This window comes from Marinibacterium sp. SX1, from assembly GCF_050389775.1.
Classification (GTDB): Bacteria; Pseudomonadota; Alphaproteobacteria; order Rhodobacterales; family Rhodobacteraceae; genus Marinibacterium.
The window spans coordinates 2,617,331-2,643,545 of record NZ_CP177144.1 but is presented as its reverse complement, the minus strand read 5'-3'; the positions used below and the strand labels follow the sequence as shown (position 1 = coordinate 2,643,545).

22 protein-coding genes are annotated in these 26,215 nt (G+C 68.5%); 11 read left to right on the top strand and 11 right to left on the bottom strand.

Annotated features, from left to right (window positions below):
* Positions 1 to 1,257, bottom strand: coding sequence for an ABC transporter substrate-binding protein (locus ACK3BB_RS11835; RefSeq protein WP_428924844.1), 1,257 nt, complete (start codon positions 1,255 to 1,257; stop codon positions 1 to 3).
* Positions 1,258 to 1,601: 344 nt separating this feature from the next.
* Complete coding sequence (locus ACK3BB_RS11830; protein WP_428924843.1) at positions 1,602 to 3,218, bottom strand: GMC family oxidoreductase; 1,617 nt, start codon at positions 3,216 to 3,218, stop codon at positions 1,602 to 1,604.
* Between the two features lie 296 nt (positions 3,219 to 3,514).
* Between ACK3BB_RS11830 and ACK3BB_RS11825 the strand changes: the two genes are divergently transcribed.
* Positions 3,515 to 4,795, top strand: a complete 1,281-nt coding sequence (locus tag ACK3BB_RS11825; protein WP_428924842.1) for an NAD(P)/FAD-dependent oxidoreductase — start codon at positions 3,515 to 3,517, stop codon at positions 4,793 to 4,795.
* Between the two features lie 10 nt (positions 4,796 to 4,805).
* On the opposite strand, the gene ACK3BB_RS11820 is transcribed toward ACK3BB_RS11825, so the two are convergent.
* The 7 genes from ACK3BB_RS11820 to ACK3BB_RS11790 all read right to left on the bottom strand — a co-directional run bounded on the left by ACK3BB_RS11820 (position 4,806) and on the right by ACK3BB_RS11790 (position 12,344).
* Complete coding sequence (locus ACK3BB_RS11820; RefSeq protein ID WP_428924841.1) at positions 4,806 to 5,186, bottom strand: cupin domain-containing protein; 381 nt, start codon at positions 5,184 to 5,186, stop codon at positions 4,806 to 4,808.
* Positions 5,183 to 6,004: an ABC transporter permease gene (locus tag ACK3BB_RS11815; protein ID WP_428924840.1), complete on the bottom strand. Its 822-nt coding sequence runs from the start codon at positions 6,002 to 6,004 to the stop codon at positions 5,183 to 5,185. Before ACK3BB_RS11815 ends, ACK3BB_RS11820 begins: the two co-directional genes overlap by 4 nt.
* A complete protein-coding gene (locus ACK3BB_RS11810; protein WP_428924839.1) occupies positions 6,004 to 6,933 on the bottom strand; it encodes an ABC transporter permease in 930 nt (309 codons plus the stop codon). Before ACK3BB_RS11810 ends, ACK3BB_RS11815 begins: the two co-directional genes overlap by 1 nt.
* Position 6,934: 1 nt before the next feature.
* Positions 6,935 to 8,074 (bottom strand): ABC transporter ATP-binding protein, encoded by a 1,140-nt coding sequence (locus tag ACK3BB_RS11805; RefSeq protein ID WP_428924838.1) that lies wholly within the window; start codon positions 8,072 to 8,074, stop codon positions 6,935 to 6,937.
* 54 nt (positions 8,075 to 8,128) lie between these two features.
* Positions 8,129 to 9,208: a polyamine ABC transporter substrate-binding protein gene (locus ACK3BB_RS11800; RefSeq protein ID WP_428924837.1), complete on the bottom strand. Its 1,080-nt coding sequence runs from the start codon at positions 9,206 to 9,208 to the stop codon at positions 8,129 to 8,131.
* A gap of 205 nt (positions 9,209 to 9,413) precedes the next feature.
* Positions 9,414 to 10,688 carry an NAD(P)/FAD-dependent oxidoreductase gene (locus tag ACK3BB_RS11795; protein WP_428924836.1) on the bottom strand — a complete coding sequence of 425 codons (1,275 nt, stop codon included), beginning with the start codon at positions 10,686 to 10,688 and terminating at the stop codon, positions 9,414 to 9,416.
* Positions 10,689 to 10,853: 165 nt separating this feature from the next.
* Entirely contained in the window at positions 10,854 to 12,344 is a 1,491-nt protein-coding gene (locus ACK3BB_RS11790) for a PLP-dependent aminotransferase family protein (protein WP_428924835.1), read from the bottom strand.
* A gap of 148 nt (positions 12,345 to 12,492) precedes the next feature.
* Here ACK3BB_RS11790 and ACK3BB_RS11785 point away from each other — a divergent pair, with 148 nt between their 5' ends.
* From ACK3BB_RS11785 to ACK3BB_RS11740, 10 genes are all read left to right on the top strand, one after another.
* Complete coding sequence (locus ACK3BB_RS11785; RefSeq protein WP_428924834.1) at positions 12,493 to 13,608, top strand: mandelate racemase/muconate lactonizing enzyme family protein; 1,116 nt, start codon at positions 12,493 to 12,495, stop codon at positions 13,606 to 13,608.
* Positions 13,609 to 14,267: 659 nt separating this feature from the next.
* A complete protein-coding gene (locus tag ACK3BB_RS11780; protein WP_428924833.1) occupies positions 14,268 to 15,323 on the top strand; it encodes a LacI family DNA-binding transcriptional regulator in 1,056 nt (351 codons plus the stop codon).
* A gap of 62 nt (positions 15,324 to 15,385) precedes the next feature.
* The gene (locus ACK3BB_RS11775) at positions 15,386 to 16,153 is read left to right on the top strand and encodes a glutamine amidotransferase (protein ID WP_428924832.1); all 768 of its coding nucleotides are present in this window, start codon (positions 15,386 to 15,388) and stop codon (positions 16,151 to 16,153) included.
* 4 nt (positions 16,154 to 16,157) lie between these two features.
* Positions 16,158 to 17,006, top strand: coding sequence for an ATP-binding cassette domain-containing protein (locus ACK3BB_RS11770; RefSeq protein WP_428924831.1), 849 nt, complete (start codon positions 16,158 to 16,160; stop codon positions 17,004 to 17,006).
* A gap of 100 nt (positions 17,007 to 17,106) precedes the next feature.
* A complete protein-coding gene (locus ACK3BB_RS11765) occupies positions 17,107 to 18,114 on the top strand; it encodes an autoinducer 2 ABC transporter substrate-binding protein (protein ID WP_428924830.1) in 1,008 nt (335 codons plus the stop codon).
* A gap of 86 nt (positions 18,115 to 18,200) precedes the next feature.
* The gene (locus tag ACK3BB_RS11760) at positions 18,201 to 19,163 is read left to right on the top strand and encodes an ABC transporter permease (protein WP_428924829.1); all 963 of its coding nucleotides are present in this window, start codon (positions 18,201 to 18,203) and stop codon (positions 19,161 to 19,163) included.
* Positions 19,160 to 20,212 (top strand): ABC transporter permease, encoded by a 1,053-nt coding sequence (locus ACK3BB_RS11755; RefSeq protein WP_428924828.1) that lies wholly within the window; start codon positions 19,160 to 19,162, stop codon positions 20,210 to 20,212. The genes ACK3BB_RS11760 and ACK3BB_RS11755 overlap by 4 nt, the downstream gene beginning before the upstream one ends.
* Positions 20,213 to 20,215: 3 nt before the next feature.
* Complete coding sequence (locus ACK3BB_RS11750; RefSeq protein WP_428924827.1) at positions 20,216 to 21,541, top strand: M20 family metallopeptidase; 1,326 nt, start codon at positions 20,216 to 20,218, stop codon at positions 21,539 to 21,541.
* 254 nt (positions 21,542 to 21,795) lie between these two features.
* Complete coding sequence (locus ACK3BB_RS11745; RefSeq protein WP_428924826.1) at positions 21,796 to 22,569, top strand: GntR family transcriptional regulator; 774 nt, start codon at positions 21,796 to 21,798, stop codon at positions 22,567 to 22,569.
* On the top strand, positions 22,566 to 23,474 hold the full coding sequence (locus tag ACK3BB_RS11740) for a hypothetical protein (RefSeq protein ID WP_428924825.1): 909 nt from the start codon (positions 22,566 to 22,568) through the stop codon (positions 23,472 to 23,474). The genes ACK3BB_RS11745 and ACK3BB_RS11740 overlap by 4 nt, the downstream gene beginning before the upstream one ends.
* Positions 23,475 to 23,510: 36 nt before the next feature.
* Here the strand turns inward: ACK3BB_RS11740 and ACK3BB_RS11735 are convergent, their stop codons facing one another.
* Positions 23,511 to 24,461 carry a carbohydrate kinase family protein gene (locus ACK3BB_RS11735; protein ID WP_428924824.1) on the bottom strand — a complete coding sequence of 317 codons (951 nt, stop codon included), beginning with the start codon at positions 24,459 to 24,461 and terminating at the stop codon, positions 23,511 to 23,513.
* 638 nt (positions 24,462 to 25,099) lie between these two features.
* Entirely contained in the window at positions 25,100 to 26,053 is a 954-nt protein-coding gene (locus ACK3BB_RS11730; protein ID WP_428924823.1) for a GntR family transcriptional regulator, read from the bottom strand.
* Positions 26,054 to 26,215 lie beyond the last annotated feature (162 nt).

Genomic DNA, 26,215 nt, shown 5'->3' with positions numbered 1-26,215 from the left:
TCACTTGTCCAGGCGTTCGGCTTCGGCGCGGGTCTTGTCGGCGAATTCCGTCAGAACCTCGCGCACGTCGCGCTGACCCAGGGCCATGGCCTGCCACATGTCGTATTCGGTGGCGCGCATCCAGGTCACGACCGGCGGACGCGGACGGCCACGGGCGAAATCGAGCTGGTTGATCGCCACGTCGATGCCCGGCTTGCCGGCCAGGGCCTCGGCGGCCAGCGGCTGGGCGGGGGTCGACTTGTTGATCGGCATGTAGCCCGTCGTCGAGAACCAGATCGCATTCGATTCCGGCGAGGCGGCATAGCTGACGAACTTGTAGGCCGCGTCCTGCACATCCTTCTCCGAGGTCGACAGGATGCCGATCCCGGCGCCGCCGATCGGCACGGAACAGACCTTGTTGCAGGGCATGGGCATGACCACCAGGTCATCGCCAAGCGCGGTTTTCGACCGGCCGTAATTGCCGGTGGAATTGATCATCATCCCGACCTTGCCGGCCAGGAAGGCATCGCGGCCGTTGTTTTCCTTGGTCACGCCGTCGGGCGAGGCGACCTTGTGTTCATGCACCAGCGAGGCCATGAATTCATAGGCTTCGATCGTGTTCTCGGCGTCGATCAGGATCTCGCCCGAGGTGCTGTCGATCAGGTCGCTGTCGTTGTCCATGATCAGGCCCCAGCGCGCGAACTGGCCCGGCGCGGCGATGCCCGTGATGCCGTCGTCGCCAAGCGCCTCGGTGATCTGCTGCGAGGCGGCGAGGATGTCGTCATAGGTCTTGAGAGGCGTATCCTCGGGCAGGCCCGCCCGGTCGAAGATGGCCTTGTTGAAATAGAGAACCGGCGTCGAGGAGTTGAACGGCACGATATAGGTCTTGTCCTCGAAGACCCCGACCTCGCGGGCGAAATCGTAAAGCTCGTCCTTCAGCGGGTCGGCATCGAAATAGGGCGTCAGGTCGATCAGCACGCCCCGGTCGGCAAAGAGGCCGTAGCGCGTGACTTCCATGATCACCGCGTCGGGCGCGCGGCGGGCCGGGATGGCCGCCTGCAGCTTGGCCACGATGTCGTTGTAATTGCCGATATTCTCGGCCTCGATGGTGATGCCCGGGTTGGCTTCTTCGAAATTGGCGATGATCTGGTCCAGCGCCTCGCCCGAGGCACCGCCGAAGCTGTGCCAGAATTCGACCGTCTGGGCCGAGCCCAGGCTGGTCGTGCCCATGAAGACGGCCAGAGCGGCCCCCGTCAGCTTGTGCAATTGTGCAATCATTTGGTTCACCCCTTGCAATCCGAATTGCAGTGTCAGTCGGGATGTACCTAGTGGCGCTATGTGACGGCTGGCCAAAACCCATGTGAAGCTTTCTTGACGGCGCGGCCCTGTCGGCGCGTCCGGCCCGGGCGCGCCGGGCCGTTCAATCCGACCCTCTGCCGGCGGGTGACGCAGGCGATTGACTGCCCCGGCGCCTTGGCACGCGGAACCGCCTGTCCGCCCCTTTTGGCACGCCCCGCCGCTTGCTCCCCGCCCGGCCGCCTTTCCGGGTTCCAGCGCCGCGCGCCGGCCGGCCCCATTCCGATGGCCCCACCGCCACGCCGCCCCTGCGCGGCGGCCCGGGGTCAGCCCGCGTCGGCCAGGATCAGGTCGGCGGCCTTTTCACCCACCATGATCGCCGGAGCATTGGTGTTGCCCGAGGTCACGGTGGGAAAGATCGAGGCATCGGCCACCCGCAGCCCGCGCAGCCCGTGCACCCGCAGCCGGGCATCGACCACGTCGCTCCGCGCATCCGGCCCCATCCGGCAGGTGCCCACCGGGTGGAACACCGTCGAGGCCCGCGCCCGGCAATCGGCGAGGATCTCGTCATCGGTCATGACCGCCGGGCCGGGCAGGATCTCGTCCACGATCAGCCGGGCCAGCGCCGGCGCCTCGGCCAGCTGGCGCGACACCCGGGCGGCCTCGATCATCTCCTGCCGGTCGTGGTCGGTGGACAGGTAATTGGGATGGATGGCCACCGGCTCGAAGGGATCGGCCGACCGGATCTGCAGGTGCCCGCGCGAGGTCGGCCGCGTGGGCTGGGCGCCGATCAGGAAGCCCGAAAACGGATCGGGGTTCATCAGCGGGCGCTTGCCCGGCGGGGCCTTGGTATAGCTGACCGGCGAGAAGAACAGCTGCATGTTGGGTCGCTCCAGCCCCGGCCTTGTCCGCACGAACCCCCCGGCCTGGTTCACCCCCAGCGACAGCGGCCCGCGCCGGGTCAGCACGTAGCGCAGCCCGTGCCAGGCCTTGCCGTACCACGGATGCAGCTGGTCGTTCAGCGTCGGCACCCTGGACCGATAGAGATAGTCGATGCCCAGGTGATCCTGCAGATTGCGCCCCACCCCCGGCAGATCGCGGCGCAGGCCAATGCCCATCCCGCCCAGCAGCTCCCCCGGCCCGATGCCCGACAGCTGCAGCAATTGCGGCGAGTTGATCGCCCCGGCGGCCAGGATGACCTCGGCCCGGGCGGTGGCATGGTGCGCCTGCCCGCGTTGGCTGTAGCTCACGCCCGTGGCCCGGTCGCCGTCGAAGGTGATCGCCGTGGCATGGGCCCGGGTTTCCACGGACAGGTTGCCCCGCCCCCGCGCCGGGCGCACATAGGCCCGGGCCGTCGACATGCGAAACCCGTCGCGGGCGGTGTTCTGATAGGTGCCCACGCCTTCCTGGGTGGCGCCGTTGAAATCGGGATTGCGCGGGTATTGAAGCTCTTCCCCGGCCGTGAGGAAATCGGCGCAGAGCGGATGCAGGTCGCGGTCCATCGTGGCCACGTGCAGCGGCCCGTCGCCGCCGCGCCAGGCATCCGCGCCCCGGTCGTTGGTCTCGGCCCGCTTGAAATAGGGCAACACGTCGTCCCAGCCCCAGCCGGGATTGCCCATGGCCTTCCAATCCTCGAAATCCTGCGCCTGGCCGCGGATATAGACCATGGCGTTGATCGAGCTGGATCCGCCCATGACCTTGCCCCGCGGCCAATAGGACACCCGGCCGTTCAGCCCGGGGTCGGGCTCGGTCTGGTACATCCAGTTGACCGACCGGCGGTAGAAGGTCTTGCCATAGCCGATGGGCATCCAGATCCAGAAGTTCAGGTCGCTGCCCCCGGCTTCCAGCAGCAGGACGCTGTGGCGTCCGCTGGCGCTGAGCCGGTTGGCCAGCACGCATCCCGCCGAACCGGCGCCGACCACGATGTAATCAAATTCCGCCATCCGGCCGTATCCCGTCTTGCGGCGCGCCCGGCGCCGGTCGTCACAGTGGCAGGTAACCTAGGCCCGGATTGGTCCGGCCGTCAGGTCCATTTCCAAATCCTTGCCACACCAATTTGCCTCCCCCCAGGCCGCCCCGGCACACGGTCACCCCCGCCCTGCCCGCCTGCGCGGCGCCACCGGCCCGGCCCCGCCCCCGCAGCGCCGGGCGCACATGGCCGGGACGCGATTTTGGGCCTGCCATCGGCCTGAAATCAAAGCTAACCTCGCGGCAGGACGACAGCAGGAGACCGGGCGCAATGACAGGCGGACCCAGCGGCACCGGGGGCCAGGACCCCGAAGGCCGGCACATCGTCATCGTGGGGGGTGGCATCACCGGGGTGTCGGCCGCCGAATGGCTGCGCCGCGACGGCTGGAGGACAACGATCGTCGATCCAATCCTGCCGGGCGATCCGGGCCAGACCTCCTTTGGCAATGCCGGGCTGATCGCCCGGGCCTCGGTCATGCCGGTGGCCACCCCGGCGCTGGCCCGCAAGGCGCCGATGATGGTGCTGGACCCGGCCTCGCCGCTCTACCTGCGCTGGCGCTACCTGCCCCGCCTGCTGCCCTGGCTGGCGCCCTTCCTGCGCAATGCCACGCCCGCGCGCATCCGGGCCATCGCCGGCCCGCTGTCGCAGTTGACCTTTGACGCCAACGACCAGCACCTGGCCCTGGCCCGGGGCACCGGGGCCGAGCGGTTCTTTTGCCGGGGCGATTACGTCAGCCTTTTTGCCACGCGCGCCGATTACGAGGCCGACACGCTGGGCCACGAAATCCGCCGCCGTTTCGACCTGGAGCCCGAGCCGCTGGACCGCGCCCAGCTGATCGCCCGCGACCCCCATCTTGGCCCGCATTACACTTTCGGCACGCTGATGCGCGATTTCACCTGGCTGGGGTCTCCCGGTGGTTATGTCGCCGCGCTGTTCGACCATTACCGGCGCCAGGGCGGCGGATACCGCCAGGGCCGCGTCGTGGCGATCCGCCCGGGCCGGGCGCCCGAGGTCACGCTGGAGGGCGGTGCGGTGATCGGCGCGGCCCGGGTGGTGCTGGCCGCCGGGGCCTGGTCGGCCCGGCTGTCGGGCGGGCTGGGGCTGCGCATGCGGCTGGAGGCCGAACGGGGCTATCACGTGATGATGCAGGCGCCGTCCTTTACCGCGCCGCATCCCTACATGGTGACGGATTCCAAGTTCGTGCTGACCCCGATGGACGGCGCCCTGCGCGCGGCCGGTGTGGTGGAATTTGCCGGGTTGGACGGGCCCGAAGACCCCGCCCCGCCGGCCTTCATCGCCCGGGCCATGCGCCAGGTCTATCCCGACCTGGCCTTCGAGACGGCCACGACCTGGATGGGCCGCCGGCCGACAACGCCCGACAGCCTGCCGGCCCTGGGCGAAACCACGGCCGCGCCGGGGGTGCTGCATGCCTACGGGGGCCAGCATGTGGGCCTGACCATCGGGCCAAAGCTTGGCCGGCTGGTGGCCGACCTGGCCGCCGGACGCCGGCCCAACATCGACCTGGCGCCCTACCGGCCCGACCGGTTCTGACCCGCGGAGATCAGGCGGCGGGCGCGGCGTCGATGACGAAGAGCTTGCGCATCTGTTCGTGGATCACCCATTCGCCCGTCCAGCCCTGGGGCAGCACCAGCAAATCGCCCGGCCCGATCTCGCGGGTGCCGAAGCCGTCGGCATTGGTGACAGAGGCCCGGCCCGACAGGATGTGGCAATATTCGCCCGCCGCCGTGCGATCGGCGGTGAAATGGCCCGGCGTGCATTCCCAGACACCGATCTTCAGGCGACCGTCGGGGCTTTGCCACAAGGTCTTCGCGGCTTCCTGCTGGCCGTCGGTCAGGCTGGTGAGCTTGGGGGCGAAATCGCCCAGCTCGGTGTCGGCGAGGCTGGCAAAGGTCTGCAGGTCGATCATGGGGCTCTGGCTCACTTGGGTTTGCGGTCGCGGCCCAGGGTCTGGGCCAGGACCATCATGAAGGTGGTGACCAGGATCATGATCGTCGAGATGGAGGCAATGGTCGGATCGATCTGGTCGCGCAAGGCATTGAACATGTTGCGCGTCAGTGTCGGATTGTCACCGCCCGAGATGAACATGGCCACGACGACCTCGTCGAAGGACGTCAGGAAGGCCAGCAGCGCGGCGGTGATCACGCCAAAGCGGATCTGCGGCAGGGTGACCGTCATGAAGGCCTTCCAGCGCGGCGCACCCAAAGAGCGGGCGGCGTTTTCCTGGGCCATGTCATAGCTTTTCAGGGCCGATCCCGTGACAATGACGACCAGGGGCAGGGCCAGCACGGTATGGGCCAGCACCAGCCCGGTCACGGTATAGAGGATCTTGAGCTGGACATAGGCATAAAAGGCCCCGATGGCGACCAGCACCAGAGGCACCATCATCGGCGTCAGCATCAGGACAAAGGCCGCGCGGACAAAGGCCACGTTGGACGCATGCAGCCCATAGGCCGCCAGCACGCCGACCGGCGTGGCGACAAGCATGGTCAGACAGGCAACCTTGAGCGAGGTGACCGTGGCCCGCATCCATTCGGGCGAGCCGAAGTAATGGCCATACCAGCGCGTCGACCAGCTCTCGGGCGGGAATTCCAGGTACTGGCTGTCCGAGAAGGACATCGGGATGACGATCAGCGTGGGCAGCACCAGCAGGATCATGATGATCCCCGACAGCAGGTAGAGCCACAGGCGCTGGCCATGGGTGATCTGGGTTTCGGTGGCGGGGCGGCGGAACCAGGACATCAATGGCCGCCCCCCGCGATGGTTTCCAGCTTGAGAAAGCGCGAGGCCACCCAGAGGATGGCCATGGTCAGCACCAGCAGCACCACGCCCAGCGCCGAGGCCGCGCCCCAGTTCACGAAGAGCTCGATGTTGCGCACGATCTGCATCGACACCATGATGACCTTGCCCCCGCCCAGTACCGCCGGGGTGACGAAGAACCCCAGGCACAGGATGAAGACCATCAGCGCCCCGGCGCTGAGCCCGGGCATGGTGAGCGGAAAGAAGACATCCCAGAAGGCCCGGCGCGGATGGGCGCCCAGGTTGGACGCGGCCTTCATCAGGTCACGGTTGATCGCGCGCATCGAGCCATAGACAGGCAGGATCAGGAAGGGCAGCATGATATGGACCATGCCGATCAGCGTGCCGGTCATGTTGTGCACGATCTTCAGCGGTTCGTCCCACAGGCCCAGCGATATGGCCCAGGTGTTGACCAACCCCTGTTTCTGCAAGAGCACCAGCCAGGCATAGGTGCGCACCAGCAGAGAGGTCCAGAACGGCAGCAGCACGGTGATCAGGCCCAGGTTGGCCAGCCGGTCAGGCAGCTGCGACAGGAAATAGGCCAGCGGATAGCCGATCAGGATGCAGATACCCGTGGTCAGCAGGCTGACCTTGAAGGTGGTCACGAAGATCCGGGCATAGGATTTGCGGCTGATCATCCTCTCGTAATTCTCCAGCGAGAACGTGCCGTCGGCGCCCAGGAAGGACACGTAGAACAGCCAGCCCACGGGCAGCACGAGGATGACAAGGATCAGGAGCAGCGCCGGAGAGCTGAGCCCGAAGAGCGCCAGCCGTTCCAGCCGGTCGTCGCGGCGCAGCCCGCGGGCGTTCAGCCCGTCGCCATGGGCGGCCTTTGTGGCGGTCTGACGGCCATGGGTCGAGGTTGCGGTCATCTCAGGCCCCGCCCGCATCGATCAGCACGCTGTCCTCGGGGGCCAGGCCCAGGGTGACGGGCTGGCCGGCCGCCGGCAGGTCTGCCGTGCCGCGCATCGGCCCGCGCAGGGCGATCAGCGTGTCATCGGCCAGCCGGGCATGCAGCAGATAGCTGTCACCCTGGTAGACCACGTCGGTGGCCGTGGCGGCGAAGAGGTTCATCCCGTCCCTGCCCGGCCCCTGCTCTCCGGTCCCGTCACCGTCCAGCAGCACGATGCGCTCGGGCCGGATCATCAGCTGCAACGCCTGGGCAGCCGGGGGCGGAGCACCCAGCCTGAGCGGCTGGCCGGCATAGGCCACGCCATCCCCCTGGCGGGTGACATCCAGAAAGGTCGACTCCCCGATGAAATCGGCCACGAAACGGTTGGCCGGCCGTTCGTAGAGGTCGCGCGGGGTGGCCAGCTGCATGATGCGCCCATGGTTCACCACCGCGATGCGGTCGGACATGGTCAGGGCCTCGCGCTGGTCATGGGTGACATAGACCGTCGTCATGCCCAGCTGTTCATGCAGGTGGCGCAGCTCGATCTGCATCTGGTCGCGCAATTTCTTGTCCAGCGCCGAAAGTGGTTCATCCATCAGCAGGATGCCGGGTTCAAACACGATGGCGCGCGCCACGGCCACCCGCTGGCGCTGACCGCCTGACAGCTGGTCGATCCGCCGGTCGCCAAAGCCGCCCAGCTGGACGGTATCCAGCGCACGTGCCACCCGCTCGGCGATCTCACCCTTTGGGCGTTTGCGCAAGCGCAGCGGATAGCCGACGTTGCCGGCCACCGTCATATGCGGGAACAGCGCATAACTCTGAAAGGTCATGCCCAGGTCGCGCAGGTGCGGCGGTGTGCGGATGACCTCGGTATCGCCGAATTTCAGGCTGCCGCAATCGGGTCGGGTGAACCCGGCCAGCACCATCAGCAGCGTTGTCTTGCCCGACCCCGACGGGCCAAGGAGGGTCAGGAACTCGCCGCTCTCGACGTCGATGGACACATCGTCCAGCGCATGGACGGGGCCATATGTCTTGGTGACGTTGCGCACGGTGATCGGCAGCGCATCCTTGGTCTGGTCGGTCAAATCCTGCTCCCGGATCCTGGGTCTTGCAAAGGGCATCTGCCCGGCGGCCGGGTTGCCGACCGACGGGTCCTGGTCATCTGTGGGCCATGCTCACTCGGTCAGCATTTCCTGGTAGAGCTCGGCGGCCACGGTTTCCCATTCGGCATACCATTCCAGCGAGACCGGCAGCTGCAGCGCGGCGTTCTCGGGCGAGGACGGCAGCGTGGCCGCCACCTCGGCGGAAATCTCGCCGGTGTCATAGGCCGCCTTGTTGGTCGGACCATAGGTGATGTATTTAGGCAGATCGTCCTGGTATTCCGGCTTGGAGATCTCGGCCAGGAAGGCCATGGCCACGTCCTTGTTGGGCGCTCCCTTGGGAATGGCAAAGCAATCGTAATCCAGAAGCGCCTGGTTGAAGGAATAGGTCACCTTGGCCCCGTCCTTGGCCGCATTGTCGAACCGGCCGTTCCAGCCGGTGGTCATGTCGACCTCGCCGTCCTTCATCAGCTGGGCATGCTGGGCGCCCGAGGTCCAGAACACGTCGATATGGGGGCGCAGCTCGCGGATCTTGTCGATGGCCCGCTCGATCCCTTCTTCAGAAGACAGCACCTCGTAGATCTCTTCGGGCGGCACGCCATCGGCCATCAGCGCCGGTTCCAACGCCCCGGCCACGGACCCGCGATAGGCCCGGCTGCCGGGGAAGGCCTCGACATCCCAGAAATCGGCCCAGCTTTGCGGGCCGTCCTCGCCATAGGTGTCGGTGTTCCAGGCATAGACCGTCGAGAACACGTCACCCCCCACGCAATAGGTGGATTTTAGCGTCGGGTAGAAACTGGTGACGTCGATCACGTCGTAATCCAGTTCTTCCAGCAGCCCTTCGGCCCCGGCCCGTGCCGCCGAGCCCGAGCCGCTGGCCACGATGTCCAGCGTCACCTGGCCGGTCGAGACCTGCAGCCGCACGTCGGACATGCCGCCATAGGTTTCCTGCTTGACCGTCACGCCGGTGGCCTCGGCGGCTGGTTCGAACAGCGCCTTGCTCTGGGCCTCCTGGTAGGAGCCGCCCCAGGAGGCGATGGTCACCTCTCCCTCGGCCCGGGCCAGGCCCGCCGTCAGGGCCAGGGCCGCGCTGGTGGCCAGCAGGCCGATGGCCGGCGCGCGTGTCGCCGGGGGTCGTTTTGCCTTGCGTGTCATCTTTGTCTCTCCTGTCCGTTGGACCCCGCGCAGGCGCGGGTCGGCCGATATGGTTGCACTTCGCTGGCGCCCGGCCTCGTGCCGCGAAGCATGTCGTTGCCGGCCCCCCGGAGCAGGTCGCGCCCGGTGTCACCTTGCCGCCTTGCTCCGGCCCACCATGTCCCCGTTCCCGCCTATACCTGGGGGCCGGTCCGGGCGCGGCCAGTCAGGCGCCGGTGGCGACCGCCGCGGCGGCGGCCCGGCATTGCCGGTCATCGAGCCAGCGGTAATAGCCCACCGCCGCCGGCAGGAACCATGGCCGCCCCGTGTAAAAGGGACGTGTCGGTTTGGGCAGATCGTCCAGCGCCGTGCGGCCTTCGGCCAGGCCCAGCACCTTCTGGCCGGTGCGCATGCCCAGGTAGCCGGCCATCGACACCCCCGAGCCGCAATAGCCCATGGCATAATGGATGCCGTCATGGACCCCGGCATGGGCCAGCTCGTCGAATGTATAGGCCACCGTGCCGCTCCAGCTGTGGCTGATGCCGTAGCCGCGCAGGTCGGGAAAGATGCGGCACATGGCCTCGTAGAGCCGTGGCGCGCTGACCCCGGTGTCGGTTTCGCCCGTCGTCACGCGGCCCCCGAACAGGATGCGCCGGCGGTCGGGCGTGGCGCGGTAGTAATAGATCACCTTGCAGGTATCCGATGCCACCCGGTCGGTCGGGAACAGGCGGTCGACCAGTTCGGCTGGCAGCTCTTCGGTGACGATGATGTAGCTGCCGATCGGGATGACCCGGCGCTGCATCCAGGGCACCAGCCCATCGGTATAGCCATTGGTCGCCACCACCACGTCACGCGCCCGCACCTTGCCCCGGGCGGTGGTCACGGTGAACCCGTCCGCGCCCCGTTCGATGGCCGTGACCCGGGTCTGGCCGATGACCCGCGCGCCGGCGTCCAGCGTCAGGCGCAGAAGCTCCAGGTGCAGCCGGGCCGGATCGACCGAGCAATGGCGCGGATAGACCACTCCGCCGAAATAGGTGTCGGTGCCCAGCTCGGACCATTGTTCGGCCCGGGGCACGGCAAAGCTCTCGATCCCCTCCTCGCGGCGCATGGTCTCGGCGTCGCGGGTCAGCGCGTCGTAATGGGCCGGGGTATGGGCGGCGTGAAACCGGCCGCAGCGCCGGAAATCGCAGTCCAGCCCAGCGCTTTCGACAAGATCGCCCAGCCAGTCCAGCGCATCGACCCCGGTCTGGCGGATGGCCCGGGCGGTTTCGGCGCCGTGGCGGGCGGTCAGCCGGGCCAGCGAGGGCTTGATGCTGGTGCTGACCTGGCCGCCGTTGCGGGTGGAACAGCCGAAACCGGGATCGCCGGCATCCAGCACCAGCGTGTCGCGCCCGCCGGCGGCGGTGACGCGCGCGGCGTTCAGCCCGGTATAGCCCGAGCCGATGACCAGCACGTCGGTGCGCCGGGGCAGCTCGCCGCCCGTCGCCGGGACGTCTCGCACCCCGTCCAGCCAGTAGGATCGGTGATGTATCTTCGTATCAGGAGACGGCCCCATCGATGCCCTTTCGCAGCCCGGCGCGGGCATGGATCGGGCCCGGCGCGGAATTCCCCGAGGTCAGCCTAGGCAAGGATTGGTCGGGGCGTGATATCCAATATGACAATTCGGTCAGGCCAATTTGCGCGCGATGTCCGGCAGCGCACGCAAGGCGGCCACTCCCTGGCGGATATCTTCGGGCAAGCTGCAGCCGAAGCCAAGCACAAGCCCCTGCCGGTCCAGCGGAGACAGGCAATATCGGCCCAGCGGCGCCAGGGTGATGCCCCGTTGGGCAGCCTGGTCGACGATCCGGTCCTCGGACAGGCCTGCGCCCAGGAAGGCCGGGGTGTGAAAGCCGCCCGTCGTCGGCTGCACGTCCAGCGCGCCGGCCAGGTCGCGGGCGGCCGCGACCAGCGTATCGTGACGCGCCTTGTAGAGCCGGCGCATCAGGCGAATGTGGGTGGCGAAATGGCCTTCGTCCATGAAATCGGCGGTGATCGCCTGGGTCAGGGTCGGCGGGCCGCTGACCCAGGACATGAACATCCGGTCAAAGGCCCCCACCATGCGCGGCGGCACGACGATGTAGCCCAGCCGCAGCGCCGGAAAGAGCGACTTGGAAAAGGTCCCGACGTAGATCACCCGCTGGTTCTCGTCGATCGACGACAGTGCCGGCTGGGGCGCGTTGCCAAAGTAGAACTCGCTGTCGTAATCATCCTCGACCACCACGGCCTGGGCATCCTCGGCGGCCTTGAGCAATTCAAACCGCCGGCCCAGCGACAGCACGTGGCCCAGCGGCTGCTGGTGCGAGGGCGTGACAAAGGCCAGCCGGAAATGGGGCGCCCGGTCCAGCCCATCGCGGACCACAAGCCCTTCATCATCCACGGAAACCGGCACAAGCTCGGCACCTTCGGCCAGCAGCGCGTTGCGCGCGCCCGACGCCCCGGGGTTTTCCATCCAGACCCGGTCGCCGGGGTTCAGCAACAGCTGGGCAATCAGCGAAAAGGCATGCTGGGCTCCGCAGGTCACAAAGACCTGGCCGGGATCGCAGCGCAGGCCCTTCAGCGCGGCCAGGTGGGTAGCAATGGCCCGGCGCAGGGGCGCATAGCCCTTGGGCTCGCCATAGCCCATCATCATGCCCCGGTCGCCGCGCATCAGCCGGGCCGAGATGCGCGACCAATGGGCCATCGGGAAGGCTTCGAGCGCGGGCAGCGCGGTGACAAAGGCCCCGCCCTTGTGGGGCAGCCAGGCCCGACGGGCCAGCGCGTCCTCGGCATGGCCGATGGCATAGGACAGGCGCGGCGGCCGGCCCGGCGCGGCCCGGTCTGGGGCGGCCATGCGTGGCGGCCTGTCATGATCAAGCGTGTCGCTGACGAAGGTGCCCGCGCCGACCCGCGAAACCAGCATGCCCTCGGCGACCAGACGGTCGACGGCGTCGATCACCGTGGTGCGCGACACCCCGGTTTCCCGGGCCAGGGTGCGCGTGGCAGGCAGCCGCTCTCCGGCCCGCAGCCCGCCCGAAAGGATGACCTCGCGCAGGGCGAGGTAGAGCTGCACGCTGATCCCCTGCCGCGCATTGCGGTCCAGCCGGATCGACGACAACAGGGCGCCGGCGGTCTGTTTCATGCCCCTCCTGACCGGGCCACCCGGGCCCGCCCGCCGCAGATGGCCGATCAATTGGTCCGACAGCCTGCGCGAAATGGATCTGTTCTTCAGTCCATTCCTTCTACAATTTGCCGGCACGCACATCAATTCGGGCCATGGCGCGGGACATATGAAAATCACTTCGATCGAAACCTTCACGGACGCGTTCGTCTGTTTTGTACGCCTGACCACCGAAGACGGCGCCACCGGCTGGGGCCAGGTCGCGCCCTATTGCGCCGACATCACGGCCCAGGTGCTGCACCGCCAGGTCGCGCCGCATGTGCTGGGCCTGCCCTGCGACGGGCTAGCCGAGATCGACGCCGCGATGGACCTGGTGCGCGACCGCGAGCACAAGTTTCCCGGGGCCTACCTGCGCCGGGCCATGGGCGGCGTGGACACGGCGATCTGGGACCTGCTGGGCCGGCGCCAGGGCCTGCCGGTCTGTGCCTTGATCGGCGGTACGCCGGGGTCGGTGCGGGCCTATGGCTCGTCGATGAAGCGCGACATCACCCCGGCGGACGAGGCCGCGCGCATGGCCCGGCTGCGCGATGACCATGGGTTCGATGCCTTCAAGTTCCGCATCGGCGCCGAGGTCGGGCGTGACACCGACGAATGGCCGGGCCGCACCGAAGAGATCGTGCCGACCATGCGCCGGGCCCTGGGCGACGACGTGGCCCTGCTGGTCGATGCCAATTCCTGCTATTCCCCGGCCCGGGCCATCGAGGTCGGGCGCATGCTCCAGGATCACGGCATCTCGCATTACGAAGAGCCCTGCCCCTACTGGGAGTTCGACCAGACCAAGCAGGTGACCGACGCGCTTGAGATCGACGTCACCGGCGGCGAGCAGGATTGCATGATGGCCAACTGGAAAGGCATGATCGACCGGCGCATCGTCGACGTGCCCCAGCCCGACATCTGTTACCTGGGCGGCATTGCCCGCACCCTGCGGGTCTGCCGCATGGCCGAAGCGGCGGGCCTGCCGATCACGCCCCATGCAGCCAATCTGTCGATGGTCACGCTGTTCACCATGCACCTGCTGCGGGCCATTCCCAATGCGGGCAAGTACCTGGAGTTCTCGATCGAGGGGGCAGATTATTATCCCTGGCAATACGGGCTGTTCACCTCGGACCCCTACGAGATCCGGGACGGCCAGGCCGTGGTGACCGACGCGCCGGGCTGGGGGGTCGATCCCGCGCCCGAATGGCTGGCCCGCTCGCACTACCAGGTCAGCACGCATCCGGGCTGATGGCCGGTCCGACGTCCGCGCCCGGTGAAAGACACGGAGCGGAGGCCAAAGGTGCCGTTTGCGTCTACCCGGTGCGGAGGCCGAGGGGGCCGCTTGCATATACTACCCGGTGCGCAAGTCGGGGGCGCAGCTTGCGCCGAGCCGGCGCGGAGGCCGAGGGCGCGGCGTGCATATACATGGCCGCGGTCGACGGTTTCCGCTTCTGACCGTGTCCCGCCTCGCTGAGACTTGCTCCCGGGCTGACCGCTTGCCCCCGGGGTTGACTGCCCCGACCAGCTGACGACCCGCGTGAAGGCCCACGCCTCCGGCGCCCCGTGCCGGGGCCGCCTGCCGGCTCGTCAGATCCGCGGGGTGATGTCACGCGGATCACCTGCCCAAGCCCGACACCCCAAGACCGCCGGCGCGGGCGGAATGCCGAATGGCCATCCCGCCACCTCACCCCGTGCAGGCACCCCCAGCCGATCTGCGGGGGCGAGTGATTCCCCCCGCGTCACCCGGCCCGGCATGACAATCGCATGACGGTCACGCCCATCCGCCGGGCAGATCACCCCAAATCCACGCCCATTTTTCCAGCAAACGGCAAAAATTGTACATCAGATCACGTTCCCATCTCACTAAAGCGATTTACTAAACCGGTTTCATGATTCCATCCTCATCCCATGACCGAGCCAACTTCCAAACCTGCCCGCCTGAAGGACGTCGCCCGCCATGCCGGGCTGGCCGCGCCGACGGTGTCGCGGTTTCTCAACGGGGCGATCACCCTGCCCGAGGACACGGTCAAACGGATCAACGCGGCCATCACGGCGCTGAACTACCGGCCCAACCCCCATGCGCGGTCGCTGTCGCTGGGCCGGTCGGACACGATCGGCCTGGCCCTGCCCGACATCGCCAACCCGTTCTTCTCGCGCTTTGCCGCGGCCACCGAGGCGGTCAGCCTGGATCGCGGCCGGTCGGTTATCCTGTCCTCGACGCTCAACCGGATCGACGGCGAGGCCAAGAGCTTTGACCGGCTGTCGCACGGGGTGTTCGACGGGCTGCTCTTTGCCACCAACCGCGCCGATGACGGCGCGCTGGCCCGGCTGGTCAACGACAATGCCGCGCGGGTCGTGCTGGTGGACGAGGACATTCCCGGCACCCGCGTGCCCAAGGTGTTTTCCGACAACGACCAGGGCGGCGCCCTGGCCGGAGAGGTGTTGGTCGAGGCCGGCCACCGCGATTTCGCCTATATCGGCGGGCCCGAGAACCTGATGAGCACCATCGAACGGGGCGCGGGCTTTGCCCGGGCGGTGGCCGCGGCCGGCCCCGGGGCGCGCATCCACATGGTCGCCCATGGCGAGCACGATGCCGACCACGGGCGCCAGGCGATGCACCGGCTGCTGGACGAGGCGCCCGAGGTGACGGCGCTGTTCACCGGGTCGGACGCGATCTTCATGGGCGCGCTGGAAGTCATGCGCGCGCGCGGGCTGCGCCCGGGGCGCGAGATCTCGGTGGTGACCTTCGACGACATGGCCCCGCTGGATTTCATGGACCCGCCGATCACGGCCATCCGCCACCCGATCCATGCGCTGGCCGATGCGGCGGTCGGGCTGCTCTGCGACCGGCTGACCGCCCCGCCGGCGCCGGGCGACGACAGCGAACCGGCCTGCCTGAAACTGCCCGTCGCGCTGATGCGCCGGGCCTCGGTCGGGCCGCCGCCCGGCCGCACGGGGCGCTGAACCGCCCCGTTGAACGACTGGTGTCGGATGACACGGAACAACCCAAAGGACCAAGAACGACCATGACCAAGAACGTGCTGCTGCTGGGCGAGAGCTGGGTCACGGCCGAAACCCATTTCAAGGGCTTCGACCAATTCAACAGCGTGAATTTCCATCTCGGCGGCAAGCCTTTCGTCGAGGCCGTGGACGGCGACGAATATGCCGTGACCTACATGCCCGCCCACGAGGCCGTCGACCAGCTGGCCTATGACATGGACGGGCTGTCGCAATGGGACGTGATCATCCTGTCGGACATCGGGGCCAATACCCTGCTCTTGCCGCCCGATGTCTTCCTGCGCAGCCAGCCCCGGCCCAACCGCCTGAAATTGCTGCGTGACTGGACGCTGCAGGGCGGCGGGCTGATGATGATCGGCGGTTATCTGACCTTCCAGGGCATCGACGGCAAGGGCCGCTGGCACAAGACGCCGGTCGAAGAGGTGCTGCCCGTGACCTGCCTGCCCTTCGACGACCGCGTCGAGGTGCCCGAAGGCTTTTCGGCCGTGGTCACCGATGCGGCCCATCCTCTGATGAAGGGCATCGAAGGCGACTGGCCGCTGTTGCTGGGCGCCAACGAGATCGTGCCCCGGGCCGATGCCCAGGTCGTGGCCACGCTGCCGCAGGGCGACGGCGCGCATCCGCTGCTGGTGGCCGGCACCGCCGGCAAGGGCCGGTCGATCGCCTGGGCGTCGGATGTCGGCCCGCACTGGCTTCCGCAGGATTTCATCGACTGGCCGGGCTATCGGCAGATCTGGCTGAACTGCCTCGACTGGCTGACCGGCAAGGAGGGCTGAGACCATGACCGCCGCACCCCCGCAGGCCAGCACATCCAGCCCCGCCGACGCGCCCCGTTTCGGCGAGGGCGCCCTGCCCGGCGATGTCCTGGTCCGGGCGCGCGGCATCACCAAGCGGTTCGGCGCGCTGACCGCGCTGGCCGGTGTCGACATGGACATCCGCGCCGGCGAGGTCACCGCCCTGCTGGGTGACAACGGCGCGGGCAAGACAACCTTCGTCAAGGTCCTGGCCGGAGCCCATCCGGCCAGTGACGGCACGCTGGAAATGGCCGGACAGGCCGTGCGCTTCGCCTCGCCCAAGGACGCCGCCGAACATGGCATCGCGACGATCTACCAGGAGCTGGCGCTCAGCGAGAACCTGACCGTGGCCGAGAATGTCTTCCTGGGTCACGAGCTGACGCGCCGGGTGCTGGGCCTGCCCTTCCTGCGCCGGCGCGAGATGCAGGCCCGGGTGGCCGAGCTGCTCAAGACGCTGGACGCCCATATCCACGACACCCGCGCGCTGGTCGGCGGGCTGTCGGGTGGCCAGCGCCAGGCCGTGGCGATCAGCCGGGCGCTGAACCTGGATGCCCGGGTGGTCATCATGGACGAACCCACCGCCGCCCTGGCCGTGGCCGAGACGCGCAAGGTCCTGTCGCTGGCCCGCCGGCTCGCCGAACGGGGCTGTGCCGTGGTGCTGATCAGCCACAACATCGCCGATGTCTTCGAGGTCTCGGACCGCATGTGCGTCTTCCGCCGGGGCCACAAGATCGCCGAGCGCCACCGGTCGGAAACCGACCCGGACGAGATCGTCTCGCTGATCACCGGCGCCCATCCCGATGCCCGGGCGCTGGACGAACGGCTGCGCCAGTAGGCCGGCCCGGGGTCCGGGCGACCGGGCCTCCACCAAGCGGCCATTTCGCCGCCAATACCGCTGCCAAGCAGTTTCACGACCAACACGGAGAAACACACTCATGCCCAAGACCCCGTCCCCCCGCGCCAGCCTGCTGGCCCTGACCGCCGCCACGCTGGGCCTGGCCGCCGCCACCGCCGGCCCCGCCCTGGCCCAGGACACGCCCTCGGTCGCCTTCGTGCCGCAGCTGATCGGCATTCCCTATTTCAACTCGATGGAAGCCGGCGGCCTGGCCGCGGGCGAGGACCTGGGTGTCGAGTTCATCTATACCGGCCCCGTCGATGCCAACCCCGTCGACCAGCTGCAGATCGTCCAGAGCCTGATTGCCCGGGGCGTCGATGCCATCTCGGTCAGCGTCATCGACGCCTCGGCCATGACCCCGCTGGTCCAGCAAGCCGAGGCCTCGGACGCGGTCCTGTTCACCTCCGACAGCGATGCCGCCGACAGCGGCCGTCCGGTCTATGTCGCCCAGGCCACCGACGAGGGGCTGGGCTACACGATCATCGACGAGCTGGCCGAACGGGTGGGCAAGGACGCGACCATCGGCATCGTCTCGGGCGAGGCGACCTCGTCGAACCTGAACGCCTGGATCGGCTTCATGCAGGAACGCGCGGCGGCCGAATACCCCGAGATGACCCTGCTCGACCCGCAATATGCCGGCGGCACGGCCGAACGGGCGGCGCAGCTGACCTCGGACCTGATCTCGGCCACGCCCGAGCTGGACGCGGTGATCTCGGTGGCGTCCTCGACCTGCCCGGGTGTCGGCCAGGCCATCGAGGCCGCGGGCAAGACCGGCGAGATCATCGGCACCGGCTATTGCAGCCCCAACACCGTGCGCAGCTACATTGAAAGCGGCGCCTTCGGGTTCTCGGTGCTGTGGGACCCCTACAAGCTGGGCTACCTGACCGTCTGGGCCGGCAAGCAGCTGATCGAGGGCACCCCCTTTGCCGCCGAGAACACCGTGCCGACCTTTGACGCGCCGGTCACCTTCGATGCCGAGACGGGCATCCTGCTGCTGGGCGAACCGGCGGTCTTCACGGCCGAGAACGTCAACGATTTCGACTTCTGACCGGGGCACCCCCGCATGACACCAACGGGCCGCGCGACCGCTGCGCCGGGCGGCCCCCTCGAGCAACAAGACCCCGGGATGCAACGATGAACATCTGGTCCGACCACGGACGCGAGCTGACGCTGGCCCTGGCCTGTCTGGTGACGGCCACCCTGTTTGCCCTGATCGAGCCGAATTACGCCACGCTGGCCAATGCCCAGACCGTGCTGCGCAACAGCTACGAACTGCTGGTCATCGGGCTGGCCATGACCCTGCTGATGGCCATGGGCGCGGTCGACATCTCGATCGGCATTGCCATGGGGTTCTGCGCGCTGTTCGTCGGCCAGGCCCTGTTCGACGGCTGGCCGCTGCTGGCGGTGCTGCTGATCGGCCCGGCGGTGGGCGCGGTGATCGGGCTGGGCGTGGCCGGCGTGGTCGTCGGCGGGCAGATCCCGCCGATCGTCGGCACGCTGGGCATCATGGGCGTCTTGCGCATGGCCATCTATCTCTATCTCGGCGGGCAATGGATGTCGGGCGTGCCCGACACGCTGACCCAGGCGCTGGCCACGCCCCTTTTCGGCCTGCCGATGACGATCTGGGGCATTGCCGCGCTCTACGGGGCGATCTGGCTGATGCTGCGCCGGACCAGTTTCGGCCTGCACATCCTGGCCGTCGGCCATTCCGAGCTGCGCGCCCGGCTGTCGGGCCTGCCCGTCACCCGCATCCGCGTGCTGACCCATGTGATCAGCGGCGCGCTCGGCGGCGCGGCGGCGATCATCTTCATCGCCACCTATCGCAACGTGACCATGACCGTCGGCACGGCCATCGGGCTCGAAGCCATCGCGGCCGTGATCCTGGGTGGCACGGCCATCACCGGCGGGCGGTGTTCGATCATCGGCACCGTGCTGGGCGTGGCCCTGCTGCGGATCATCCAGAACGGCCTTTTGATGATGGGCGTGCCCTCGCTGTGGCAGACCGTCGTGACCGGCGGGCTGCTGCTGGCCGTGCTGGCCATCGAAGTGGCCAGCGGCCGCCTCAACCACCTGATCAAGTCGAGGAGCCCGGCATGACCGCCCCGAGCACCCCCCGCCCCGCAACCGGCCCGGGCGGCCCGACCGACCCCGGCGGCCGAACCGGACCATCCGCGCGCCTCAGCCCGGCCATGCTGGCCCGGCTGCACGGGTTGCGCAGCCACCTGGTCGTGATCATGCTGATGGTGCTCTGGGCCGCGCTGCTGCTGTTCCTGGTCACCGTGCAGCCCTGGGTGCTGTCTCCCTGTACGATGACCTCGGTCCTGCAATTCTCGACCCTGCTGGCCCTGGTGGCCCTGGGCCAGGGGCTGGTGGTGATCGGCGGATCGGGCGTCGACCTGTCGGTCGGGGGCACCGTGTCGCTGACCGCCGTTCTGGGCACCATGGCCTTTTCCGCGGGCCTGCCGGCCTGGGGGCTGATCATCCTCTGCCCGCTGCTCGGCGCCGTGCTGGGCGCGTTCAACGGCTGGCTGGTCAACACGCTGCGCGTCACCCCGCTGATCCTGACGCTGGGCACGTTCTACCTCTATTCCGGCAGCGCCCTGGCCCTGACCAACGGCGCCTCGCTGGGCGGCTTGCCGGCCTGGCTGACAACCTGGGGCCGGGGCAGCTGGGGCATCCTGCCCCTGCCTTTCCTCTGGCTGGTCGTGCCGGCCTACCTGGTGGCCATCCTGCTGCTCTGGCAGACCTCCTGGGGCCGCTGGATCTATGCCATGGGCGCCGGCGAAAAGGCCGCGCACCTGTCGGGCATCGCCGTCGATCGGCTGCGGTTCATCATCTACACCATCACCGGCGCGCTCTGCGGCACCGCGGGCTTTGTCTCGATCGCCTGGCTGGGCAGCGGCCGGCCCAACATCGGCCTGAACCTCGAGCTTGAGGCGCTGACCGCCGTCATGCTGGCCGGGGTGGCCATCGACGGGGGCAAGGGCGCCATTCCCGGCGTGCTGGCCGCCGTGCTGCTCATCGTCACGCTCAAGACGGCCATGTTGCAGGGCGGGCTGAACCCCGTCTGGCAGGTCGGCTGCGTGGGCCTTCTGCTGATCGTCGCGCTCTTCGCCGACCGTTATTCCATGAACCGAGGTAAATGACCCATGGCTGTCACCCAAGACGACATCGCCCGCATTTCAGACCATCTCGACGCCCGGGCCGACCGGCTGGCCGAGACGCTCTGCGACCTGATCAACTTCCCCTCGATCGTGAAATCGGACCCGACCGAGGCCGGCCCCGGTGAACGCGATTGCCAGATCTACCTGCAGCAGCGCCTGGCCGCGATGGGCATGGAAACCGACCTGTGGGAACCCGACGGCCCGGCGCTTTATGCCAAGTACGAAGGTCGGGCCGGCGCGCACAAGGGCCGCACCTTCGACGGCCGGCCCAACCTGGGCGGCACGCTGAAGGGCAGCGGCGGCGGGCGGTCTCTGATGCTGACCGGCCATATCGACGTCGTGCCCCCGGGGCCGATCGAACACTGGACCACCGATCCCTTTGTCGCCCGCATCATCGACGGGCGCATCCACGGCCGCGGGGCCGTCGACATGAAGGGCGGCGTGGCGGCCATGCTGCTGGCGCTGGAAACCGTGCACGAACTGGGCCTGCCCCTGCGCGGCGACGTGGTCTTCACCACGGTTGTCGATGAAGAAATCGGCGGGATGGGCTCGCTGGCCATGGTCGACCGGGGGTTCCGGGCTGATGCCGGGATCATGACCGAGCCGACCGACAACCGCATCGCCCCACTCTGCCACGGCATCCTGTGGGGCCGGATCATCATCGACGGCATCGGCGGCCATGCCGAGCTGGTGCCCAAGGGCTGGAACGAGACCGGCCCGGTCGATGCCGTGACCCTGACGCGCCAGGTGCTGGACGGGATCGACGTGCTGAACCGGCGCTGGCAATACGACCCGGCCAAGAACCACCCGCTGATGCCCCTGCCCAACCAGATCATCGTCACCGGGCTGGAGGTCGGCGAACACCCGGCCTCGATCGCCGGGCGCGGGGTGATCACCTTCGATGCCCAGTACCTGCCCCACGAACATGACGACGTGGCCCTGGGCGGCAAGGTGCGCCGGGAAATCGAAGAGCACGTCGCCCGGATCTGCGAGGTTGATCCCTACCTGCGCGCCCATCCCGCCCGGGTCGAATGGATCCTCGATGCCGATTGCGCCGAGATCCCGGCCGACCACCCGTCGGTCCTGTCGATGCAGGAAGCCGCCACCCAGGCCGGGCTGAACCCGGCGCTGGACGGGTTCGGCGCCCACAGCGACATCGGCCTGCCCACGACCCTGGGCGGTACGCCGACGATCAATTTCGGCCCCGGCGATCCGGCCTTTGCCCACCAGCCCAACGAACAGGTCGAAATCGCCGACCTGGTCGCCTGTGCCAAGGCCATCGCCATCCAGATCCTGCGCTGGTGCGCGTGAGCGGGCGGCCCGTTTCCAGAGCCGTGACGGGCATCGTGCCCTGTCCCGTGCCCCGTCTCGTGCCCGGGCACCTGCCCTGACCGGGCGCCGCCCATGACCGGCGGCGCCCTTTCGATCCCGATCTCCCCCAGACTGGCCGCGGCATCGCCCGCGGCCCTTTTTTGACCCGGTGATGCACCGATCCGCGGCCCGCGGCGTTTGACAAGATTATAATCTTATATCAAGATCGCCCCACAGCAGACCGGAGCCCCGCCTTGCCCCCATCGCCGCTTGATCCCCATTCCCGCGAACCGCTGCACGAAAAGGTCCGGCGCTGGCTGAATGCCGAGCTGGACGCCGGGCGGTTTGCTCCCGGTGACCGGCTGCCCACCGAACGCGAGATCGCCGCGCAGTTGCGGGTCAGCCTGGCCCCCGTGCGCATGGCCATGGCCAGCCTGGCCCAATCGGGGCGGATCGAGCGGCTGCAGGGCCGTGGCACCTTTGTGACCGAACCCCGGGTGCAATACGCCCTGCGCCTGCTGGCCAGCACCACCGACAGCCTGCGCGCGGCGCGGGTCGAGTTCGCCGTGCTCGACAGCCGGATCGACCGGGTGGCGGCCGAGCCTCGCGTGGCCGCTCCGCTGGGGCTGGCGCCCGGCACGACCATTCCCCGGCTGCGCCGGGTCCTGGCCGTGCGGGGGCGACCGGCAATCCTGCTGGAAAGCTGGCTGGCGCCCTTTGCCGCTGACGCGGCCGGGCTGAGCGAGGCCGGCGATGCCGCCCGGCTGGCCGCCGGGCAATCGCTTTATGGCCTGCTGGCGCAGGCCGGGCTGCGGCTGACCTTCTCCGAAGGCCAGCTGGACATGATCCGTGCCGATGACGCGCTGGCCGCTCCGCTGGGGCTGGCCTTCGGCCACCCGATGCTGCGCATCGACGGGCTGTCCTATGACGGCGATGGCCGGGCGGTCGAGCTGGCGCGCAGCCAGTACGACGCCGAACGATTTACCTTTCGCCTCGAACGGGGCCGCAACCAGGACCTGCCCACATGACTGAACTGACCGAACTGCGCCGCCGCATTGCCGACAACGAGGTCAAGGGCGGCAGCGCCTTTGGCCGGGCCGTGGCCGAGGTGATCGCGTTGACCGCCGAGGCCCATGCCCAGGCGACCCCGGCCGAGTTGACCGCCGCGCTGGACGAAGCCTGCGCCTGGGGCATAACGACCAAGCCGTCGATGACGAGCGTGCGCGCCGTGGCCGACCTGGCCCGGGCGACGATGCACGCCCAGGGGGATGGCCCCGGCCTGTCACAGGCGGTGGTGCGGGCCATGCGCGGTTTCGTGGCCGACAGCGAACGGGCCATCCTGGCCCTGGCCCAGGCCGGCACGCCGCTGTTCCGCGACGGGATCACGGTCATGACCCATTCGTTTTCCGAGAGCCTGATCAATGTCTTGCGCCACAACATGGCCGGGCTGGACGCGGCGGGCATCCTGCTGACCGAAAGCCGCCCGCTGCGCGAAAGCCGGCTGATGGCCAGCATGCTGGCCGACCTGCCGGCCGGGATGACCCTGTTCAGCGACGCGGGCATGGGCATCGCCGCGCCCCAGGCCGACGTGGCCATCGTGGGCGCCGATGCAATCCTGGCGGACGGGTCGATGGCCAACAAGACCGGGTCGCTGCCGCTGGCGCTGATCTGCCGGGAGTACGGCGTGCCCTTCTACGTGGCGGCCGAGTTGAGCAAGGTGCACCTGGGCGACAGCGCCGAGGTGGACATGGAGATCCGCCCCGATGCCGAGCTGGTCGGCGATTGGGACATGGCCGCAACCGGGCGGGTGACGGTGGTAAACCAGTTCTTCGAGGTAGTCCCGGCGGCGCTGATCACGGGCTACATCACCGATGGCGGGTTGCTGGCTCCGGCCGATTGCGTGGCCGCCGCCAGGGCACCGGCTGCAGCCTGACGGGGGTATTGATCCGGGCGCCGGGGCAGCCTGCGATCACGCCGGCCGGGCGCCCATGCGCGCCACGGCGCGGGCGGCGACGGCATGGCCCCGGGCCAGGCAATCCGCCCCATCTTCGCCGCCCAGCCAGGCCGCGACAAAGCCGGCGACAAAGGCATCACCTGCGCCGGTTGTATCAATGACATCAACATCCTGCGGCTCGACCGCCGCGATGCAGGCGCCCTGGGCATAAAGCCGCGCGGTCCCGGCGCCGCCCTTGGCGATCAGCAGGGGGAACCGGGCGGCCAGGACACGGGATTGCTCCGCCGGATCGTCGGATGCGGCCAGAACCCCGGCCTCGTCGGTATTGGGGATCAGCATGCTGGCGCCGGCGATCATGTCGAGGAACTCCGCCGGGCCGATGTCCTGAAGGAACGAGGCCGAGCCGGGGTCGACGGCCACCGGGATGCCCCGCGCGACGGCCTCGGCGATCAGCCCGCGCAAGGTGCCGCGCGCCGGCTCGGTCAGCAGCAAGTAGCCCGAGACCAACAGCAGGGCGGCTCCATCCAGCAGGCCTGGCGGCAGGTCGGACGGGCTGAGCCGGTCATTGGCTCCACGCGACGTGTAGAACGAGCGCTGACCATCGGGGGCAATCATCGAGACGATCGAGCCGGTTGGAACATGGGGGTCGGCGGATATTTGTGGCGTTATGCCATATGCTTGCAGGTCGTTCTTCACGTCGTTCAGGTCACCCGCGCCGACCCGCGCGACCAGGATGACATCCACGCCTTCGGCCGCCAGCCAGGCGGCCTGGTTCGCCCCGGATCCACCCGGGGTGATACGGATTTCGGCCCGACGATCGGCCCCGGGAATGGACGGGCCTTCGGGCCGGACAAGGATGTCCTGCATGTAATCCCCGACAACGAGGACCCGCCGCCCGGGCCCCGGGGCGATCATGCGGGCGGGATTGGCCGGGGTCGTGGGATCGGTCGGGTGGTCGGGGGGCATGGGGGTTTTCCGGGTGTGTGGTGCAAATTGATTGTAATCTTATGGTTTTGCCTACAGCAAGGGAGTTGCGCGCGGGATCGGGTGATTTTGTGTTCGACGTGAGGGATGGGACAATGGGGTTGGGTGCGTTGTGGAACAGGCGGGCGGACCAGAGAAGGTGGTGAGCCCGACGCGGGTTTCGACGGTGCTGGGGGCGCTGCCCCCGTCCTCCGGTGGAGGACTCCCCCGGGAATACTTGAGAAGAGAAAGAAGCAGGGGTGTGGCGCGGAATTTGGGCGAGGTACGGGAAGGAGGTGCTGCGTTGGATTGGTGTGTGGATTGGGCCGGTGGCCTGGGGCGATTTCCGGGCGCTGGGTTTGGGCTTGGGTTGAGCCGGAGGCAGGAGGCCGAAGGGGGGCGTTGGTTGTGTGTGTACAGCCCGGGTTGGCGCGTGGGTTGGGCGCGGGGCGTGGTGCGCAGGCCTGGTTCGGGGAAGATGCGTTGGCTGAGTGCATGGCGCGGGCCGTGAGCGGAGCGTCAGGAAGCCGCGCAGATGGATTGCGTGACGCGGGGGGTGACCGTGGGCCGCCGGATTGGGACGCCAGGCGGCCACCGGGACGCAGCGCGGCAAAGGACCGGACGGCGACCGGACGGCGAGGTCAGTCGGGGGGAAGCAGGACGCCGAAGCTGCGGTCGATATCGGCGCGCAGGGCGGCTTCGGCGGCGGTGAGGTCCCCCGAGGACAGGGCCTGGACGATCTCGCGGTGGTGGGCGTGTTCTTCGAGCCGCAGGGCGGCGTCCTGGTGGATGATCCGGTTGAGATAGGCGCCGTATTGCAGCCAGAGCGCCTCGACCATGGGCAGAAGGACCTCGGAGCCGGACAGGCGGTAGAGGGTGAAATGGAAGTCGTGGTTGGCTTCGAGGTCGATGGCCCGGCGGGTCGGCATGGCGTCCGGGATGTGGGCCGGTGATGAGGCGGGAGCAGTGGCCGAGGATGCGGGACCTGCGGCCGGGGTGGTCGGGGTGGCCGATGTCGGAATCGCGGCCGGGTCAGTTGGATCAGCCGATGTGGACAGACTGGCCGGGGCGTTCGGACCGGCAGATGCGGACCCGACGGCCGAGGCCTGAGCGGATTGGGATGACGGTGCGGCATCGGAGGCAGCCGGCGATGCCGCGACGGGCGGCGGCGCGGGTTGCCCGGCGACGGCATCGGGTGACGGTGCAGGAACCGGCCCTGCCCCGGCATGTGACGGCCGGTCGATGATGGCCCGCAGCGCGGCGATATCCGCCGGGGTGATGGCCGCGAAGGCCTGGCGCAGCACGAGGGTTTCCAGCGCCAGCCGCGCCGCCTTGAGGTCCTTCATCCGCCGTTCGTCAAAGGGCGGCACCTCGAGCTTGCGGCTGGGCGTGTCGACAAAGGCGCCTTCGGCCACCAGCCGGCGCACGGCCTCGCGCACCGGGGTCATGGACGTGCCCAGCTGGTCGGCCAGCGTGCGCAGGCTGACCACCGTGCCGGGCGCGAATTCACCGCGCATGAAGGCCCCGCGCAGGGCGGAATAGGCGCTTTCGCGGAGCTTGGATTGCTCGATCCGTTCGATACGCGGTCCGTCCATCGCCCGTCTGCGTCAATCCTGTGCAACCTGCCCTTGATCGAAGTGTAGCCGAAGGAACCGGCTGGACAAGCCGATTACACAACATCAAATATAAAATATCACAGCTGAATGGGGCGGCTGCCTGCGAAACGGACCTTTTGCCGGGCCGGAGAGCGGCCGCGC